We start from the raw sequence: 17,550 nt of genomic DNA, 5'->3' as shown, positions 1-17,550 counted from the left end.
TCAGCGCTCCTTCACCTTGTTGAGGTATTTGACGTAGATGTTGGTGATGGCCAGCACCATGATCAGCACGATGTAGGCCATCGCGCAGGAGCGCCCGGTCTGCCATTCCTGGAACGCCATCTTGTAGAGCCGGATCGAGATCAGTTCAGCCGTCGGCTGGCTGGTCAGGATGTAGGCGAGGTCGAAAGTCTTGAACGCTTCCATGGTACGGAAAATGACCGCGATCATCAGGATCGGCGCCACCAGCGGCAGCGTGATGCGGAAGAACGTATAGAACGGCCCGGCGCGGTCGATCGCGGCGGCCTCGTAGAGATGCTTCGGCACCGCCGAGAGTCCTGCCAGCGACAACAGCATGACGAAGGGCGACCACATCCAGATGTCGGTCAGCGCGACGGCGTAGAGCGCCATCTTGGGATCGGCCAGCCACTCGAAATTGCCGAGCCCGAGCGCATAGTTGATGACGCCCCACGACGGGTCGTAGAGAAGCTTCCAGAACAAGCCGACAACAGCCATCGACAGCATCATCGGCAGCAGCAGCAGCGTGGTGATAAGGCCCTTTAGCGGGATGTCGCGGTTGAGCAGCATCGCCACGCCGAAACCGACAAGCAGCTGACCGGCGACCGAGATGATGACGTATTTCGCCGTGATGGCGAAGTTGGACCAGACATAGGGATCGTTGAGCAGGTCGCGATAATTCTGCAGCCCGACGAAATTCGCCGGCGCGTTGGTCGAGGCCCGGAAGTCGGTGAAGGAATAGCCAAGCGAATAGATCAGCGGAAAGATGTTGAAGACGATCAGGAACAGGACCGTCGGAACAATGAAGAGGTTGCGGATCGAAATGTCGCTCAGGCCGCGCGTGGCCGCCCGCGAGGACCTGTCCAGCGTTGTGATCATCGTGGTCGCCAAGACCCCTCTCCCATTTGCAGAAAAAGAAACGGAGGAGGCACCACCGCCCCCTCCGTGAGGCATGATTGTTACTGAACGCGGCCGTACTTCTTGAACGTCGCGTTCCAGTCTGCGGCCAGCGCGTCCAGCGTTTCCTTGGCGGTACCGTCGCCGCCGATCATGTAGGGGTAGATGCGCTGGTTGAGCTGCTGCAGCAGTTCGGCGTATTCCGGCACAGCCCAGAAGTCCTTCACCTTGAACATGGTCTCGTAGAAGGCCTTGTTGTAAGGCGTTGCGCTCTGGAATTCCGGCGATTTGAGCACCGCCGCGCTGCAGGTGTAGCCGCCAAGGGCCGCCCACTTCTTCTGGGTCTCGTCCTTGATGAACCATTCAAGGAACTTCATCGCCTCGTCCTGCTTCTTCGAGTACGAGATGACGGAGATGCCCTGACCGCCGAGTGCGGCGAACTGGTCGCCATTCGGTCCCGGCGGGTTGGCGAAGAAGCCGGTGTTCTTGGCGTTCGGGTTCGAGGCCTCGTTGATCAGCGAGGGGAAGAAAGCGAAGAAGTTCATGCTCATCGCCGCCAGGTTCTCGGTGATCGCCTGGTTGTCCTCGACGAAGAACGATTTGGCCCAGCCGGGAGGCGTGAACTTGTAGAGTTCCTTGTAGGCGTCGAGCGCGGCTACGGCCTTGTCGGAATTGATGTGGCCATCGACCTTGTAGGTCGCATAGTCACCCAGCTCGCCGCCGTAGGAGAACAGCGCGTTCTCGAAGCCCATTGCCATCGCGTCATAGGAATTGTCGGTATAGATCGCGATGCCGTAGCGCTTCTGGTCGGGCCGATGGAAGAACTCGGCTATGTCGCGCAGCGCCTTGAAATCCTTCGGCACATCGAGGTCGTAGCCATACTTGGCCTTGAACGCTTCCTTCTCCTTGGGATCCTCGAACCAGTCCTTGCGGTAGGACCAGCCGACGGCGTCGCCTTCGAGCGGAATGGCCCAGTACTTGCCGCTGTTGCCGGGATATTCGGCGTAATATTTCACCGTCGCCGGCGCCATGACATTGCCGAGATCGTGCTTCTTGAAGAAGTCCGTCAGGTCGACATAGTGGCCACCGGTCGAGCCGGCGCCCAGCCATTGCGAGTCGCCGACGACCAGGTCATAGGCGTCGCCATGGGCGTTGAACTCGGTGAAGGCCTTCGTCTGGAAGTCGGCCCACGGCGTGGTCTCCACCGTGATCTTGACGCCGGTTTCCTTCTCGTACTCGTTGCCGAGTTCCTGCAGGTAATTGGCCGGATCCCATTCCGCCCAGAAGATGGTGAGCGACTTTTCCTGCGCGTAGACGGACGTTCCGCAGGCAAGCGTTAAGCCGATACCAGCAAGCATGCTGGTCACTAACTTGCGCATAATGATTTCCTCCCTTGTGCGCATTCTACCTTGTCGTACGAGCCGGCGACGAAGCCGGCCCTGGTAGTTCCTCCCGTGATCGCACCTTTCCGGTTCCGGGCCTCCTCGCCCTGCCGGAAAATGGATCGCAGCCCTCACTTGATCCACTTTTCTTTTCTAATCTGGTATTACCAATTTTGCGTCGTCGTCAAGCCCTTTCTTGGAAGACGGGGCTGGCCATTCCGACGGAATCCAGGCTTTATCTGCCTGTTTTCCAATGATTTTCCTACTCAATGATACGCAAGGGTGTTGCACAGCTCCCTGCGTCAGGGATAATATTGATAGTCGACATGCAAATCTGGTCGAACCAGATAGATCCTACTTCATGGCCACCCCTGAGCCGTCGTCGCCTCCATCACCAATCGATTCCGCCACCGCCGCGCGCACCAGGGCGCCTGCCGCCCATTGCGCGACGGACCGCGTCTTGCGGCTGTCCAGACCCCAGATATCCTTGAGCACGATCAGCACCTCGACGCCGAAGATCAGCGACAGCGCCTGCGCCAGACGCTTGAAGTCGCGCGGCGGCAAATGGCCCTTGAGCGGCGCGATCGCCTGCTGCAGCAAATCGACGCGATGACCGCGCGTGAAGGCCGGCTCGCCGCCCAGCGTACCGGCCTGGCGTCGCGCCCATTGATCGAGCGACAGTTTCAGCGCCGCCTTGAACGTCGCCTCAAAAGCCTCGATGCGCGGCATCGCCGTGTCGAACAGGTCCGCGACCCTGCGCTCGGCGTCGGCAGAGGTCGATTGCCAGGTCAGGATTGGTCCCAGCCCCTCGTCGACGACGGCCTGCACCAATGCCGCCTGGCTGGGGAAATAGCGGTAGGCCGTGGCGCGGGAAACCTGCGCCGCTTCCGCCACCTCGCTCACCGACGGCGTGACGCCCGCCTGCATCAACCGTATCGCCGTCTCAAGCATCAGGCGTTTCGTGCGCGCCCGGGGTCCACGCTCGGCGGCCTGGCCGCTTCCCCGCTCCGTGTCGTCGCGTGCAGTGGCTCGTTGACGTGAGATATCCATATCAATATGATACGCGCGTCTCAAAAATTTGCAATGACCTGGGAACCGCCCATGAAGCGCATCTACGTCGTGGGCACCGCCGACACCAAGGGCGAGGAACTTGCCTTCCTGGCGGACGCTATCGCCGCCACGGGCGCTGCCGTTTCTCGCGTTGATGTCGGAACACGTGCTTCAAGCGTTCCCGTCGACATCAGCGCGAAGCAGGTGGCCGGTCATCATCCTGACGGCAGCGCGGCCGTGCTCGGCGGCGATGACCGTGGCGCCGCGGTTGCCGCCATGGGCACCGCCTTCACCCGCTTCGTCCGATCGCGAAGCGACATCGCCGCCGTAATCGGCATAGGCGGCGGCGGCGGCACCTCAATCATCACGTCGGGCATGCGTGCGCTGCCGCTCGGTCTGCCGAAACTCATGGTCTCGACGCTCGCCTCCGGTGACACGGCGCCTTATGTCGACGTCTCCGACATCATCATGATGCCATCGGTGACCGACATGGCGGGGCTGAATAGGCTTTCCCGCGTCGTGCTGCACAACGCCGCCCAGGCGATATCGGGCATGGCGACAAGCCCGGCGCCGGCGCCCGACGGCAAGCCGTCGATCGGGCTCACCATGTTCGGCGTCACCACGCCTTGCGTGACGGCGATCGCGGGCCAGCTGCGCTCCGGATATGATTGCATGGTCTTCCACGCCACCGGCACCGGCGGCCGCAGCATGGAAAAGCTGGCCGACAGCGGCCTGCTGTCCGGTGTCATCGACATCACGACGACCGAGGTTTGCGACCTCCTGTTCGGCGGCGTGTTGCCGGCAACGGAGGATCGCTTCGGCGCGATCGCCCGCAGCAAGCTACCCTATGTCGGTTCGGTCGGCGCGCTCGACATGGTCAACTTCTGGGCGCCGTCGACCATACCGGAACGCGATCGCGGCCGGCTTTTCTACGAGCACAATCCCAACGTCACGCTTATGCGCACAAGCGCGGACGAATGCCGCGCGATCGGTGAGTGGATCGGCACCAGGCTCTCCCTCTGCGAGGGGCCGGTGCATTTTCTCATTCCTGAAAAAGGCGTCTCGGCACTCGACATCGAGGGCGGTGCCTTCTTCGATCAACAGGCCGACGCTGTGTTGTTCGAAGCCATCGAGCGCTCGATCAAGCCAAGCGCCAACCGCCGCGTCACGCGCTTGCCATTGCACATCAACGACCCCGAATTCGCCAGGGCCGCGGTCGCGGCTTTTCTCGAAATAGCCAGACACTGAGGTTCCAAGAAATGCCCGCAATACCGCGCAAGGACATACTGAAGAAATTCCGTGGAATGATCGACAAGGGCGTGCCGATCGTCGGCGGCGGCGCCGGCACCGGCCTGTCGGCCAAGGCCGAGGAAGCCGGCGGCATCGACCTGATCATCATCTACAATTCCGGCCGCTATCGCATGGCCGGTCGCGGCTCCGCCGCCGGCCTGCTTGCCTATGGCAATGCCAACGAGATCGTCAAGGAAATGGCCTATGAGGTGCTGCCGGTGGTCAAGAAGACACCGGTGCTGGCCGGCGTCAACGGCACCGATCCCTTCGTCATCATGCCGCTGCTTCTGGCCGAGCTGAAGACGATGGGCTTTTCCGGTGTGCAGAACTTTCCGACCATCGGCCTGTTCGACGGCACCATGCGGCAGAGTTTCGAGGAAACCGGCATGGGCTTCGGGCTCGAGGTCGACATGATCGCCGAGGCGCACAAGCTCGACCTCTTGACCACGCCCTATGTCTTTAACCCCGACGAGGCCCGCGCCATGACCAAGGCCGGCGCCGACATCGTCGTTGCCCATATGGGCGTGACGACGGGCGGCTCGATCGGCGCCACCTCGGCCAAGTCGCTCGACGACTGCGTGGTCGCGATCGACGCCATCGCCGAGGCGGCACGCTCGGTGCGCAAGGATGTCATCCTGCTTTGCCATGGCGGCCCGATCTCGATGCCGGATGACGCCCGCTACATTCTGTCTCGCGCCAAGGGCCTGCATGGCTTCTACGGCGCGAGTTCGATGGAGCGGCTGCCGGCGGAAGCCGCGATCGCCAGACAGACGGCCGATTTCAAGGCTGTCACACTGGGCGACACAGCGACCACGAAGAAAAAGAAGGGATGAGAGAGATGACGGACAAGAGCAAGGTGTTTGTCTATCCGAAGGACGTCAGCGCCTTCGGCTTCGACTGGGGCAGGCTGGCGCTGACGGTGGCACCGGAAGTGAATGGCGCTACCCGCTTTTCCGGCGGCGTCGTCGACCTGCCTTCCGGCAAGGGCCACACCCGCCACAACCATCCGGGCGCGGAAGAAATCATCTTCGTCATCTCGGGCCATGGCGAGCAGATGGTCGAGGACGAGAACGGCAATCCGGTGGTGGCGAAGGTCGGCCCCGGCTGCACCATCTATGTGCCGGAAAGCCGGTTTCATTCGACTCTGAACACTGGCGATGAACCGATGCAGCTCTTCGTTGTCTATTCACCGGCTGGGCCGGAACTGGTGCTGCGTGAGTTGCCGGATTTCAGGCTGATCCCAGCGGGGCAACTGACCGACTAGATTTATGCGAGGGCAGCGCTGCCCCTCATTGTCCTGCCGGACATTTCTCCCCGTATAGTGACTGTGAGAAAGCGCTGCTATCGACGCTGCACCCTTCTCCCGTTCTACGGGGAGAAGATGGCGGCAGCCAGATGAGGGGCGGCGGCGGCGTTCGACGTTAAAGACCACCCCGGTTCCATCCCCTGCCGCGATCACCGAACATCACATAGCCAGCGTCCGTCACCGCAAGCGTATCCTCCAGCTTGATGAAGCCGCGTGTCGGGTGAAGCATGGTCGTCTCGACCGACAGCACCATGTTCTTTTCCAGCGGCTTGGCCGCATAGGTGCCTTCATAGGTCACCGGATGGTTGGTCATCAGGAATGGCGCCTCATGCGTGATCAGGCCCATGCCGTGGGCGAAGAAATCCGTATAGGCCGCGACCTTGGATTTCTTCAGCACGCCTTCGGCATGCGAAATCATGTCACCGCCCAGCGTGCCCGCTCTGACCTTCGAGAACGCCGCCTGCTGCACCGCCTCGACCTCGGCCAGCAGATCCTCCAGTTCGGCGTCCGGTTCACCCAGAATGCCCATCCGGCAGAGGTCGCCGATATAGCCGTGGTAATTGCCGCCGGAATCGATCGACAGCACCTCGCCCTTCTTCCAAGCCTGCGGTGAGGCGGCGCGGTTGTGGCTTGAACCCAGCGTCAGCAGGCAATATTCGAAATGCGCGCCGCGATTGGTTTCCTCGCGCCGCAAATGTTCGATCATCTCGACCTTGGTCGTGCCTTCGCGCGCCCAGCCGATGGTCGCCAGCATGGAATCGGTGATCAGTTCGGAGGCGGTGCGCAACTTCTCCAGTTCGGCGTCGGTCTTGATGGCGCGCATGCGTTCCAGCATGTCGGTCGCGTCGATCAGCTTCGCTTCCGGCAGCGCCTTGCGGATCAGCGTGTAGGCATCCGACGGCAGGAAGCCGGGCTCGATGCCGATGCGGGCACCGGCCTTGCCGATCTTTTGCAGATGTTCGACGGCAAGATTGGCGGCGTCCAGCGTGCCCCAGCAGGCGGCGTGCAGCGTCGGTGTCCAGAACGGATGGTTCTGGTGCTCGCCGCCTTCCATGCGGTTGCCGATATAGGCCGCGTGATCCGGGCCGCCCTTTTCGTAGACGACGATGGGCAGGTAACGGCTGTGGCCGATCGCATCCATGGCGGCGAAGAAGATGAACTTGTAGCCGCCGAGCAGGTACTGGGTGTTGTGCTTGGAAGTTGCGAGCAGCACATCGATGCCGGCCTCCTCCATCAGCCGGTCGACCCTCGCCTGGTCAAATGGGATATTGCTGACGGCATTCTTGCCCGGCGCAATATTCATATCTCTCTCCCTGAATTTGCCTGGGATCGATGCTGTTTCGCCCATATCCCTTGGCTGCGGATCAAATCTGCACCATTTTGCCCACTCTGGTCTAGCCAGAAATACGTGACCGGCGCTGCCGGACGGTCACCAACTCGTCATCTGTCGCATATGCGCCAAATCTGGTCCTACCAGATTGGTGAACCTGGATCCGTTCTGTCAAACTGGTCCAGCGGACGAAAATTTCAAAGCCAAGCGAGGATGCGCCAATTCCGTCTCTGGCGAAACCCTCGGCAAGGCTCATAATCGCCGCCGCAAGGATGCCGACGCCGGCATTCGAGGGGTGTTGTCGCGCCCGAAGGGGTCGCGGAGAGGACGGAGTTCGATCATGCCAGGTTCCACGATTTCCAGACGCACGATGCTTGCCGGCTCGGCGATGCTTCTGGCCTCCACGGCCATGCCGACATTGGGCTGGACGCAGACGCCGAAGAAGGGTGGACGGCTGGTATTGGCCGCGGACTCCGAACCGCGCAACCTCAACCCGGCGATCGTCGCCTCCAACGGCGTCTTCTTCATCTCCAGCAAGATCGTCGAAACGCTGGCCGAAGCCTCCTTCGATGGCAAGGACGGGCTCGCGCCACGCCTGGCGCTGAGCTGGGAAGGTTCCGCCGATGGGCTCTCGGCGACGTTCAAACTGCGCGAAGGCGTCAAATGGCATGACGGCAAGCCGTTCACCTCCGCCGACGTCGCCTTCTCGGCGCTGCAGATCTGGAAGCCGCTGCAGAACCTCGGCCGCACCGTGTTCAAGGACCTTGCCAGCGTGGAGACGCCTGACGATCTCACCGCCGTCTTCAAATTCGCCAGGCCGACCCCGTTCCAGCTGATCCGCAACGCATTGCCGGCGCTGAGCAGTGTCGTGCCGAAACACGTCTACGAAGTCGGCAAGATCGAGGACAACCCGGCCAACACCGCCCCCATCGGCACCGGCCCGTTCAGGTTCGGCGAGTACAAGGCCGGCCAGTATTATCGGCTGATCAAGAACACCGATTACTGGGGGAAGGACGAGCCCTATCTCGACGAGATCATCTACCAGGTTCTGCCCGACCGCACCTCGGCGGCGAGCGCGCTCGAAGCCGAGGAGATCCAGCTCGCCGCCTTCTCCGCCGTGCCGCTGGCCGACCTCGACCGCATCTCCAAGGTGCCCGGCCTGAAGGTGATCTCCAAGGGCTATGAGGGACTGACCTATCAGCTCGTCGTCGAGATCAACCATCGCCGCAAGGAACTGGCCGATCTGAAAGTGCGCCAGGCCATCGCGCACGCCATCGACAAGGACTTCGTCGTCAAGACGGTGTTCCTCGGCTATGCCGCGACTGCCACCGGTCCGGTGCCGAAGAACGATCCGCAATTCTACACCGCCGACGTGCCGACCTATGCCTTCGACGTCGCCAAGGCCAACGCGTTGCTCGACGAAGCCGGCTACAAGAAAGGCCCGGACGGCAAGCGCTTCACGCTGAAACTTTTGCCGGCGCCCTATTTCAACGAGACCAAGCAGTTCGGCGACTATCTGCGCCAGGCACTGGCAGCCATCGGCATCGACGCGCAGTTGGTCAACAACGATTCCGCCGCGCACATCAAGGCCGTCTACACCGACCATGCCTTCGATCTCGCCGTCGGCCCGCCCGTATTCCGCGGCGACCCGGCGATCTCGACCACCATCCTGGTGCAGAGCGGCATTCCCGATGGCGTGCCGTTCTCCAACCAGGGCGGCTACAAGAACGATGCGCTCGACGCGCTGATCACCAAGGCCTCGGAAACGCTCGACACCACGGCCCGCACCGACCTCTACAAGGAGTTCCAGAAGGAGGTGACAGCCGACCTGCCGCTGATCAACGTCGCCGAATGGAGCTTCATCAGCGTCGCGCGCGACACGGTGGGCAACATCGCCAACAATCCGCGCTGGGCTGTCTCGAACTGGGCGGACACATATCTGGCTGGCTAGCGTTCCCTGCAGGCTTGCGCGTCGCAAATCCGGGTGCTCAAGGTTCGAGAATGAGAGTTCCTTCGTGCCCCCCTCTGTCCCGCCGGACAGCGCCAACCTCACCCTCCCCCTTGTGGAGAGGGTAAGGCGACCATGACCCGCGCCCTCACCCTCATCCGCCGCCGCCTCCTCGGCAGTGTCTTCGTGCTGCTGATCGTCGTCATCGGCACTTTCCTCTTGCTCGAGGCCGCACCCGGCGATGCGGTCGACGCATACATCGTCTCGACCGGCGGCGACGCCGGCATGATCGAATTGCTGCGTCATCGCTGGGGTCTCGACCAGTCGGAACTGACGCGGCTCGCCAACTACCTCTGGGCGCTGCTGCATTTGGATCTCGGCCAGTCGGTAACCTTCTCCAGGCCGATCCGCGACGTCATCCTCGAGCGTCTGCCCAACACGCTTCTCTTGATGGTCAGCGCCACCGCGCTGTCCTTCGGCCTCGGCTCGACACTGGGGATCTATGCCGGTGCCCGCCCCGGCAGTTTCCGCGACCGCTTCCTCTCGATCGGCTCGCTGGCGCTCTATGCCGTGCCGGGTTTCTGGCTCGGCCTGGTGCTGATCGTGATATTTGCCGTCGACCTGCGCTGGCTGCCGATCGGCGGCATTGAGAGCCTCGCCTCCGACAAGACCGGTCTCGACCGTGCGGCCGACATCGCCGTCCATCTTGTCCTGCCGGTTTGCGCCCTTGGCTTCATCTATCTGGCGCTCTACCTGCGCATGATGCGCGCCGGCATGGCCGAGGCCTGGCGCCAGGATTTCGTGCTGGCCGCCCGCGCCAGGGGGCTGTCGCGCCGCCGCATCGTGCTCGCCCACGTCGCCCGCAATGCGCTCTTGCCGCTGGTCACCATGCTTGGCCTGCAATCGGCGCAGATGCTCGGCGGCAGCGTTGTTATCGAGAGCGTCTTTTCCGTGCCCGGCCTCGGCCGGCTGGCGCAGGAAGCGGTGGCTTCGCGCGATACGCCCCTGCTGCTCGGCATCATCCTCACCAGCGCCGTCCTGGTCATCATCATCAACCTTCTCGTCGACATCGCCTATGCCTTCCTCGACCCGCGCGTCGGTGCTGGCGAGGCCAGCGCATGAACCCGCTGCGCCGCTTCCTGCGCACGCCCGAGGCCGTCGCCGGTGCCATCCTTCTGGCCGCGCTGATTGCGATGGCGCTCTTCTCGCCGCTGCTGTTTCCCGGCGACCCGCAAGCCATCGCCGGCCCGGCGCTGCTGCCACCCTTCCAGGATTGGTCGCTGCCGCTCGGCACTGACCGGCTCGGCCGCGACGTGCTGGCGGAGCTTTTCCATGGCGCCCGCACCTCCCTGGCCGTCGGCCTTGCAGCAGCGGCGGCGGCACTCGCCATCGGCGCGGTGATAGGCACTCTGGCAGGCTTTGCCGGTGGCCTCGCCGACGAGGTTCTGATGCGCATCACCGACGCCTTCCAGACCGTGCCGAGCTTCCTGCTCGCGCTGGCCTTCGTCAGCGTCGTCGGACCATCGCTCGGCATTGTCGTCGCGGCGATAGCGCTCGGCACCTGGACCGGACCGGCTCGCATTGCCCGCGCCGAAGTCCTCTCCATTCGCGAGCGCGATTATGTCGCCAGCGCCCGCGCCATCGGCATGCATCCGCTGGCGATCGCCTTTCGCGAGGTGCTGCCCAACGCCTTGCCGCCGGTTCTGGCAATGTCCTCGGTGATCGTCGCCGCCGCGATCCTCACCGAGGCGGCCTTGTCCTTCCTCGGCCTCGGCGATCCCAACCTCGTCACCTGGGGCGGGATGATCGCGGAAGGCCGCGCCGTGCTGCGCACCGCGCCCTTCCTGTCGATCGTCCCAGGAATAGCGCTGGTGTTGACGGTACTCGGCGTCTATCTGGCCGGCGAAGGCATCGTCGAAACGACGGCGGTCAGAAGAGGCCTGTCGTGACCGTGCTGGCGTCGATCCGCGACCTGACGGTGACTTACCGCCGCGACGGCAGCGAGGTGGCGGCGCTGAAGGACGTCAGCTTCGATATTATGGCCGGCGAGCGCCTTGCCATCATCGGCGAAAGCGGCTCCGGCAAGAGCACGCTGGCGCTGGCGATCGCGGGGTTGCTGCCGGCTTCATCATTGGTTGGTGGGAGACTTGAATGGCCCGGCCATGGCCAACCTCCCCTCGGCGGTCGCGACATCGGTTTCGTCTTTCAGGACCCTTCCGCCAGTCTCGATCCTGTCATGACCGTCGGCAAACAGATCGCCGAAGTCGCCCGCACTCATCTCGGCCTTGCCTGGCCTCAGGCATACGCGAAGGCAAGAACCTTGCTCCAACGCGTCCACTTGCCCGACCCGGACTCGGCCCTGCGTGCCTTTCCGCATCAGCTCTCCGGCGGCCAGAAGCAGCGCGTGGCGATCGCCGCCGCGATCGCTGCCGGACCGAAGCTGCTGATCGCCGACGAAGCGACCAGCGCGCTCGACACCATCGTGCAGGCCGAGATCGTCGCTTTGATCCGCCGGCTGGCGGCCGAGGACGGCATGACGCTGCTGTTCATCAGCCACGACATCGCCCTGGCGGCAGAGCTCGCCGAGCGCATCGCCGTCTTCCGCCACGGCCAGCTGGTCGAGCTTGGCGCGACGGCACGGATTGTCGGCGCTCCAACTCAAACTTACACCCGCGCCTTGCTCGACGCCCATATCGGGCTCGACGCTGAACCGCTACTGAATCGAAGCGAGCTCCACGGATGAGCTTGCTCTCGGTGTCCAACCTCACCAAACGCTACCGTCGCGGCGGCAAGACCGTCATCGCGGCCGACGATATCTCTTTTCATATCGAACCCGGCGAAACACTGGCATTGGCCGGCCCCTCCGGCAGCGGCAAGTCGACGATCGCGCGGCTGGTGCTGCGCCTGATCGAACCGGATGCCGGCCGCATCGAATTCGAGGGCGATGACTTCCTGGCCTTGCGCGGAGCGACACTGAGAGCACGCCGCGCTCGCCTGCAAATGGTGTTCCAGGATCCACTCGCCGCCTTTAACCCGCGCGCCACGGTGGCGCGTGTTCTCGATGACCCCTTGCGCATCCATGGAGTCGCCTCCCGCACCGAGCGCCCGCGGCGCATCGCCGCCTTGCTCGAGCGCGTCGGGCTGACGGCCGATCTGGCGCCCCGCGCCATCCATGAAATTTCCGGCGGCCAGCGGCAGCGTGTGGCCATCGCTCGCGCCATCGCCACGAAACCGTCGTTGATCGTGCTTGACGAAGCGGTCTCGGCGCTCGACGTCTCGGTGCGCGGACAGATCCTCGATCTGTTGCTTGACCTGCAAAGGCAGGAACGGATCGCCTATCTCTTCATTTCCCATGACCTCGGCGTCGTCCGCGCCGCCGCCCACCGCGTCATCCTTCTCGATGCCGGACGGATTGCCGAGAGCGGCGACGCCCGTGCCGTCATCGATGCACCGCAATCGGCCATCGGCAAGGCGCTGGTGGCGGCGGCGCCGAGATTGAACAGGACCAGACCATGATTCGAAAGTGGGACCCGGTTTTCTCGGACAGACGGGAACCGTTTTGTCCAGAGATCATGGTCAAACAACAAACCAGGACACATCATGACTGATCCGCAAGCCAGAGCCGAGAAACTGTCGCGCGAACTCGATACCGCCTTCCGCAACCGCGCCGATCTCTATCGCCTTTTCCTCGACGAACTGACCGGAGAGCTGGGCCCGGAAAGGGCGGAGGCGATCATGATCCGCGCCATCGAACAGCGCGGCAAGGAGGTGGCGGCCGCGGCCTTCGCCAGCTTCGGCGCTAATGACGCGCGCGCCATCGGCGAGGCCTTCCTGGCCGTCAGCCCTGATGGCGGCCAGATGTATCCGACCGATGTCGAGCGCGGCGATGACCGCATCGCCTTCAAGGTTAAGCGCTGCCCGCTGAAGGATGCCTGGGTCGAGGCCGGCGTTGGCGATGAAAAGCTCGCCACGCTCTGCCGCATCGCCGGCGCCTTCGACCGTGGCCTGTTCGAGACGACCGGCGTGCGCTTCGACAACGTCACCTGGACGCCCGGCCACGGCTCCTGCTGCTGCCACATCGCATTGACCAACCGCGATGCCGGCTAGGCGATCCAGAGTCTAAGGGGCGGCGGGATTCAGGTCAGGCCGAGCGTTTGCAGGCGGAGGCCTCGGCCGGGCGGCACACGCAGAACTCGGCCGCGCGCCGGCGCTGGCGCCCAGGTATCAATGTCAGGTCGAACCCGCCCAGCTCGGCGACGACGCCGGTGTGGTCGGCGCTGGCCTGCAGGCGCTGGCGGCGGGGCCGCAAGCGATTCCGGTTTAGCCCTTGGCCCTGTCCAGTCACGCCAGGCTCGACCGGCGCCCGCCGGCCATCCCGGTGCGGCCTATATCCCCGAACTGATCGAACTCGCCAAGCGCGCCAAGCCGCTGCGGCGCGGGCCGCTCTTCGACGTCGACACGACCAGGCCGATCGACTTCGACGCCATCACGGCCTGGCTGCGACCCAAATTGCTGGCGACGCATTAGATAGTCGGACGGCCCCGTTCAGCCGCCGCCCAGGACGTGGAGTTCCGTCCCAGCCGCTTCGATGACGGCGCGTAGCGCCGGCTGCGGCTCGCGATCGGTGACGATGTCGGAAAGCTCGCCGATTGCGCATACGCGTTCGAGGCTGTTGCGACCGAACTTGTCGTGGGTCACCACAAGCGCTGTCGACAGCGCTCGTGCGATCATTGCCCGTTTCACGGCGGCCGCCCCCGAGATCATGTCGCTGGGCCCGTCCACGGACAGGCTCGAGGCGCCGATGATCGCAACATCGGCATTGTAGCGCCTGACGAATTCCACCGTGTCCTCGCCGAGCACGCTGGCTTCGCGACTGTCATAGGTGCCGGGGCACAGGATAACCCGGAAGGTTGGATTGGCGCCGGCCACCGAGGCCACGCCGATGGAGTTGGTGATGATGGTCAAGTCGCGCCTCAGCTGCGAGAGATTGCGCGCCGCCTCGTAAGTCGTCGAGCCGCCGTCGATCATCACGACCTGGCCTTTCTCAACCAGTCCGGCCACGCCACGCCCGATACGGGCGCGCTCCTCGATCATGGTCTGGCTGCGCTCGGCGATTACCGGCTCGGACGTCACCAGCGAGATCGTCGCGCCGCCATAGGTTCGATTGAGCAGCCCCGCGTCGCCGAGCTCGATGAGATCGCGCCGAATCGTCTCGCCGGCGACACCAAGGCGAGTCGCGAGCCTGGAGATACGGATGGAGGCCGAGCGCCGCACTTCCGACAGAATGAGCTCATGCCGCTCCTTCTTCGATAGCCGGCTTTGTTCCATGATCGATCCTCCGCGAAGTCGACACTATTAACCATGCCGAAGCAGATGGGAAAGAGTCTCGCGAGGCCCGGCTGATTTGCCTCGATTCGAACGGGTCAAGCCGGATGCCGGCTGACAAGCGCAAGCGCTGCTGATCAGATGACGATTCTGACGAATCGTCGCAAAATGACGGAGATCGCAATGCATGTCGTGACATTGCTGAAGGCTGATATGTTCGACGTCGAGATCGATGGCAAGCCCGCTTCGATCTCGCAGGCCTTGCCGGACTGGACCCCGCATGACCGGTTCGGCCTGGTGATCGACGATGCGCTTGGCGGCATCGGTGCCACCCATCTGCTGCAGATCGCCATCACCTCCTTCTACGACATCAAGCCAAGCCGGCGCACCGAACTCACGGTCTATCCGGAGATCTATGCCTTCCACATCGGCAAGGGCTATGGCGCGCATGCACCGTATGATTTCTGGCCGGCCAGGCGTGAGGTGATCACCTCGCGTGATCATCGCGAGGTGCTCGACGCCATCAATGATCGCGGCATCACAAGGCTGGCCGTTCCCGACCGCCCGCCGCGCGAGGTAGTCCATCGGCCGAAGGAAGTCGATGCCGCGCTGGACCGCATCGCCTCGGCATTCGTCTACAGTCCGTCGGGCCGGGTCCCGGATCCCGACCTCGTCATTTCTGGCAACGACAAGCGAACCGAATACAACCCCAACAGTGCCTTGCGACCGCGTTACACCGGGAGCCGGCCGGCTTCTTTTTCAACGGCGGCCAAGCCGGTCAAGGAACTCGACTCGTCTTACCAGGACTGGCTTCGCAAGCGCGAGCACGATTTGACCGCCGAGGAACGCACCTTTGTCGAACGCCGCCGCCAAGAGTTGAGACGGGACGGCCTCGTCACCGAAACCTATCGGCGCGTCGATGTCCGTGAAGCCTTGATGCGACTGGCATCGGCCGGGCTCCGTTAGGCCCGGCTTTCCGCCCTTGCCTGAGGCGAGAAGCGTGACGCTGTCGCCGTCTTGGAGCTTGGATTGCGATTGTTTGGGTGGGCCGATCTTCTGGTTCTCCGCGCGGTGAAGGCGGGAGGGAAAGACCCTGAGCGGCTAGATTCGTCTGGGCTTGGTTTGGGATGGTCGCTCTGATTCGGCTTTCGCCGTTGGGTCGGGCGTTGGGTCCGGCTTCGGAAGGGTCTGCGCTTTGCGGCGGCGTCAGCGGAGGCTGAGCACCCGGATCCGGGGAGCGGATTGATGGCGGCGGCCGCCTTCCAGGACGGGAGCGGCCCGCGGGCTGTGAGCCAGGCGGGCTGATTTGGGTGTTGTGGTTCATCCGGATAGCAAAACGGCCCGCCGGCGGGATGCCGGGCGGGCCGTTTATTGTCTGGTTTTGGGGACGGGATTTGGGTTTCTGTCCCGCGGCGTCGGCTTTGCCGCCTTGCGGGGCGATGATGACGGGTTAAATCGGTCGGCCACCACGGCCAAATACAAAAGAGCCCGCACAAGGCGGGCTCTTTTGTATTTGGTTGCGGGGACAGGATTTGAACCTGTGACCTTCAGGTTATGAGCCTGACGAGCTACCGGGCTGCTCCACCCCGCGTCAACCCTAGGCAAGCGTTTGCTTGCCGAACTGAGCAAGCGTTTGCTTGCTGATCCGAGCAAGCGTTTGCTTGCTTTGGCGGTAAGCGCACACCTACGAATAGGATGGCCTACAGATAGGTAGATGGCTCACCAAATGAAAGGGCCGCTTTCGCGGCCCGAGATCCCGTTGGCGGGCCTGTTCATAAAGAGAAGATTTCTCTGCGTCCGGATCATTTTGATCCTGGATGAGAGACGAACGTGCGTTTAGCAGACCTGGCAGCGACCTACTCTCCCGCGTCTTGAGACGAAGTACCATCAGCGCTGGAGCGTTTCACGGCCGAGTTCGGAATGGGATCGGGTGCAGCCGCTCCGCCATAACCACCAGGTCGGCAAAACGCACGTTGTTCGAGAAGCTTTTTGAGCGAAGAAGCATAGAGAGACGTCGGCAGCGGAGCTGTCGGTCGCCTCTCGGGGCTTTTTCGCTGGTCTTGTTGTGCCTTCATCGTCCCGATTGGGAGTGATGAGCATAAGGAATGAGAACGATCAAGCCGATCGAACTATTAGTACCGGTAAGCTTCAAGCGTTGCCGCTCTTCCACACCCGGCCTATCAACGTGGTCGTCTTCCACGGTTCTCAGGGAATACTCGTTTTAAGGTGGGTTTCCCGCTTAGATGCCTTCAGCGGTTATCCCGTCCGGATATAGCTACCCTGCTATGCGGCTGGCGCCACAACAGGTCCACCAGAGATCCGTCCATCCCGGTCCTCTCGTACTAGGGACAGATCCTTTCAATATTCCTACACCCACGGCAGATAGGGACCGAACTGTCTCACGACGTTCTGAACCCAACTCACGTACCGCTTTAAATGGCGAACAGCCATACCCTTGGGACCTGCTCCAGCCCCAGGATGCGATGAGTCGACATCGAGGTGCCAAACAACCCCGTCGATATGGACTCTTGGGGGTCATCAGCCTGTTATCCCCGGCGTACCTTTTATCCGTTGAGCGATGGCCCTTCCACGCGGGACCACCGGATCACTATGACCGACTTTCGTCTCTGCTCGACTTGTCAGTCTCGCAGTCAGGCAGGCTTATGCCATTGCACTCAGCGAACGATTTCCGACCGTTCTGAGCCCACCATCGCGCGCCTCCGTTACTCTTTAGGAGGCGACCGCCCCAGTCAAACTACCCACCATACATTGTCCCGGACCCGGATAACGGGCCGCGGTTAGACATCCATAGTAATAAGGGTGGTATTTCAAGGGTGGCTCCACCTGAGCTGGCGCCCAGGTTTCAAAGCCTACCACCTATCCTACACATGCCACTACGAATGCCAATGTAAAGCTATAGTAAAGGTGCACGGGGTCTTTCCGTCTAACCGCAGGAACCCCGCATCTTCACGGGGAATTCAATTTCACTGAGTCTATGCTGGAGACA

The 17,550-nt window shown here is 62.9% G+C and carries 16 protein-coding genes, 1 tRNA gene and 2 rRNA genes (1 of these 19 only partly in view); 11 read left to right on the top strand and 8 right to left on the bottom strand.

Annotated features, from left to right (window positions below):
* From EB815_RS09060 to EB815_RS09050, 3 genes are all read right to left on the bottom strand, one after another.
* On the bottom strand, positions 1–906 hold the full coding sequence (locus EB815_RS09060; RefSeq protein WP_056568286.1) for a carbohydrate ABC transporter permease: 906 nt from the start codon (positions 904–906) through the stop codon (positions 1–3).
* Positions 907–974: 68 nt separating this feature from the next.
* On the bottom strand, positions 975–2,291 hold the full coding sequence (locus EB815_RS09055) for an ABC transporter substrate-binding protein (protein ID WP_056568283.1): 1,317 nt from the start codon (positions 2,289–2,291) through the stop codon (positions 975–977).
* Between the two features lie 357 nt (positions 2,292–2,648).
* Positions 2,649–3,344 (bottom strand): TetR/AcrR family transcriptional regulator, encoded by a 696-nt coding sequence (locus EB815_RS09050; protein WP_056568280.1) that lies wholly within the window; start codon positions 3,342–3,344, stop codon positions 2,649–2,651.
* Positions 3,345–3,395: 51 nt separating this feature from the next.
* On the opposite strand from EB815_RS09050, the gene EB815_RS09045 reads away from it, so the two are divergent.
* Genes EB815_RS09045 through EB815_RS09035 form a run of 3 tightly spaced genes read left to right on the top strand, consistent with a single transcriptional unit; the run spans position 3,396 to position 5,898 of the window.
* Complete coding sequence (locus tag EB815_RS09045) at positions 3,396–4,592, top strand: Tm-1-like ATP-binding domain-containing protein (RefSeq protein ID WP_056568329.1); 1,197 nt, start codon at positions 3,396–3,398, stop codon at positions 4,590–4,592.
* Positions 4,593–4,603: 11 nt separating this feature from the next.
* Positions 4,604–5,467, top strand: coding sequence for a phosphoenolpyruvate hydrolase family protein (locus tag EB815_RS09040; RefSeq protein ID WP_056568278.1), 864 nt, complete (start codon positions 4,604–4,606; stop codon positions 5,465–5,467).
* A gap of 5 nt (positions 5,468–5,472) precedes the next feature.
* The gene (locus EB815_RS09035) at positions 5,473–5,898 is read left to right on the top strand and encodes a cupin domain-containing protein (RefSeq protein WP_056568274.1); all 426 of its coding nucleotides are present in this window, start codon (positions 5,473–5,475) and stop codon (positions 5,896–5,898) included.
* Between the two features lie 157 nt (positions 5,899–6,055).
* On the opposite strand, the gene EB815_RS09030 is transcribed toward EB815_RS09035, so the two are convergent.
* On the bottom strand, positions 6,056–7,243 hold the full coding sequence (locus EB815_RS09030) for a M24 family metallopeptidase (RefSeq protein ID WP_056568270.1): 1,188 nt from the start codon (positions 7,241–7,243) through the stop codon (positions 6,056–6,058).
* 367 nt (positions 7,244–7,610) lie between these two features.
* Here EB815_RS09030 and EB815_RS09025 point away from each other — a divergent pair, with 367 nt between their 5' ends.
* From EB815_RS09025 to EB815_RS08995, 7 genes are all read left to right on the top strand, one after another.
* On the top strand, positions 7,611–9,221 hold the full coding sequence (locus EB815_RS09025; RefSeq protein WP_056568267.1) for an ABC transporter substrate-binding protein: 1,611 nt from the start codon (positions 7,611–7,613) through the stop codon (positions 9,219–9,221).
* 132 nt (positions 9,222–9,353) lie between these two features.
* Positions 9,354–10,340 (top strand): ABC transporter permease, encoded by a 987-nt coding sequence (locus EB815_RS09020; protein ID WP_056568264.1) that lies wholly within the window; start codon positions 9,354–9,356, stop codon positions 10,338–10,340.
* Entirely contained in the window at positions 10,337–11,167 is an 831-nt protein-coding gene (locus EB815_RS09015) for an ABC transporter permease (protein WP_056568261.1), read from the top strand. The genes EB815_RS09020 and EB815_RS09015 overlap by 4 nt, the downstream gene beginning before the upstream one ends.
* Positions 11,164–11,961: an ABC transporter ATP-binding protein gene (locus EB815_RS09010; protein WP_065005527.1), complete on the top strand. Its 798-nt coding sequence runs from the start codon at positions 11,164–11,166 to the stop codon at positions 11,959–11,961. The genes EB815_RS09015 and EB815_RS09010 overlap by 4 nt, the downstream gene beginning before the upstream one ends.
* Entirely contained in the window at positions 11,958–12,734 is a 777-nt protein-coding gene (locus tag EB815_RS09005) for an ATP-binding cassette domain-containing protein (RefSeq protein WP_065005526.1), read from the top strand. The genes EB815_RS09010 and EB815_RS09005 overlap by 4 nt, the downstream gene beginning before the upstream one ends.
* 84 nt (positions 12,735–12,818) lie before the next feature.
* Entirely contained in the window at positions 12,819–13,325 is a 507-nt protein-coding gene (locus tag EB815_RS09000) for an L-2-amino-thiazoline-4-carboxylic acid hydrolase (protein ID WP_056568253.1), read from the top strand.
* A gap of 120 nt (positions 13,326–13,445) precedes the next feature.
* Positions 13,446–13,745 (top strand): hypothetical protein, encoded by a 300-nt coding sequence (locus tag EB815_RS08995; protein ID WP_246740213.1) that lies wholly within the window; start codon positions 13,446–13,448, stop codon positions 13,743–13,745.
* 18 nt (positions 13,746–13,763) lie between these two features.
* On the opposite strand, the gene EB815_RS08990 is transcribed toward EB815_RS08995, so the two are convergent.
* Positions 13,764–14,546, bottom strand: a complete 783-nt coding sequence (locus tag EB815_RS08990) for a DeoR/GlpR family DNA-binding transcription regulator (RefSeq protein WP_056568248.1) — start codon at positions 14,544–14,546, stop codon at positions 13,764–13,766.
* 165 nt (positions 14,547–14,711) lie between these two features.
* Here EB815_RS08990 and EB815_RS08985 point away from each other — a divergent pair, with 165 nt between their 5' ends.
* Positions 14,712–15,509, top strand: coding sequence for a hypothetical protein (locus EB815_RS08985; protein ID WP_155772510.1), 798 nt, complete (start codon positions 14,712–14,714; stop codon positions 15,507–15,509).
* Positions 15,510–16,057: 548 nt separating this feature from the next.
* Here the strand turns inward: EB815_RS08985 and EB815_RS08980 are convergent.
* The 3 genes from EB815_RS08980 to EB815_RS08970 form a co-directional block, all read right to left on the bottom strand.
* A tRNA-Met gene (locus EB815_RS08980) sits at positions 16,058–16,134 on the bottom strand.
* A 252-nt stretch (positions 16,135–16,386) separates the two neighbouring features.
* A 5S ribosomal RNA gene (rrf, locus tag EB815_RS08975) occupies positions 16,387–16,501 on the bottom strand.
* Between the two features lie 153 nt (positions 16,502–16,654).
* A 23S ribosomal RNA gene (locus tag EB815_RS08970) occupies positions 16,655–17,550 on the bottom strand (it continues 1,902 nt past the right edge of the window).

The organism is Mesorhizobium loti, from assembly GCF_013170705.1.
In the GTDB taxonomy this organism is placed as follows: domain Bacteria; phylum Pseudomonadota; class Alphaproteobacteria; order Rhizobiales; family Rhizobiaceae; genus Mesorhizobium; species Mesorhizobium loti_D.
The sequence above is the reverse complement of the archived record's forward strand: the minus strand, read 5'-3'. Positions and strand labels throughout refer to the sequence as shown.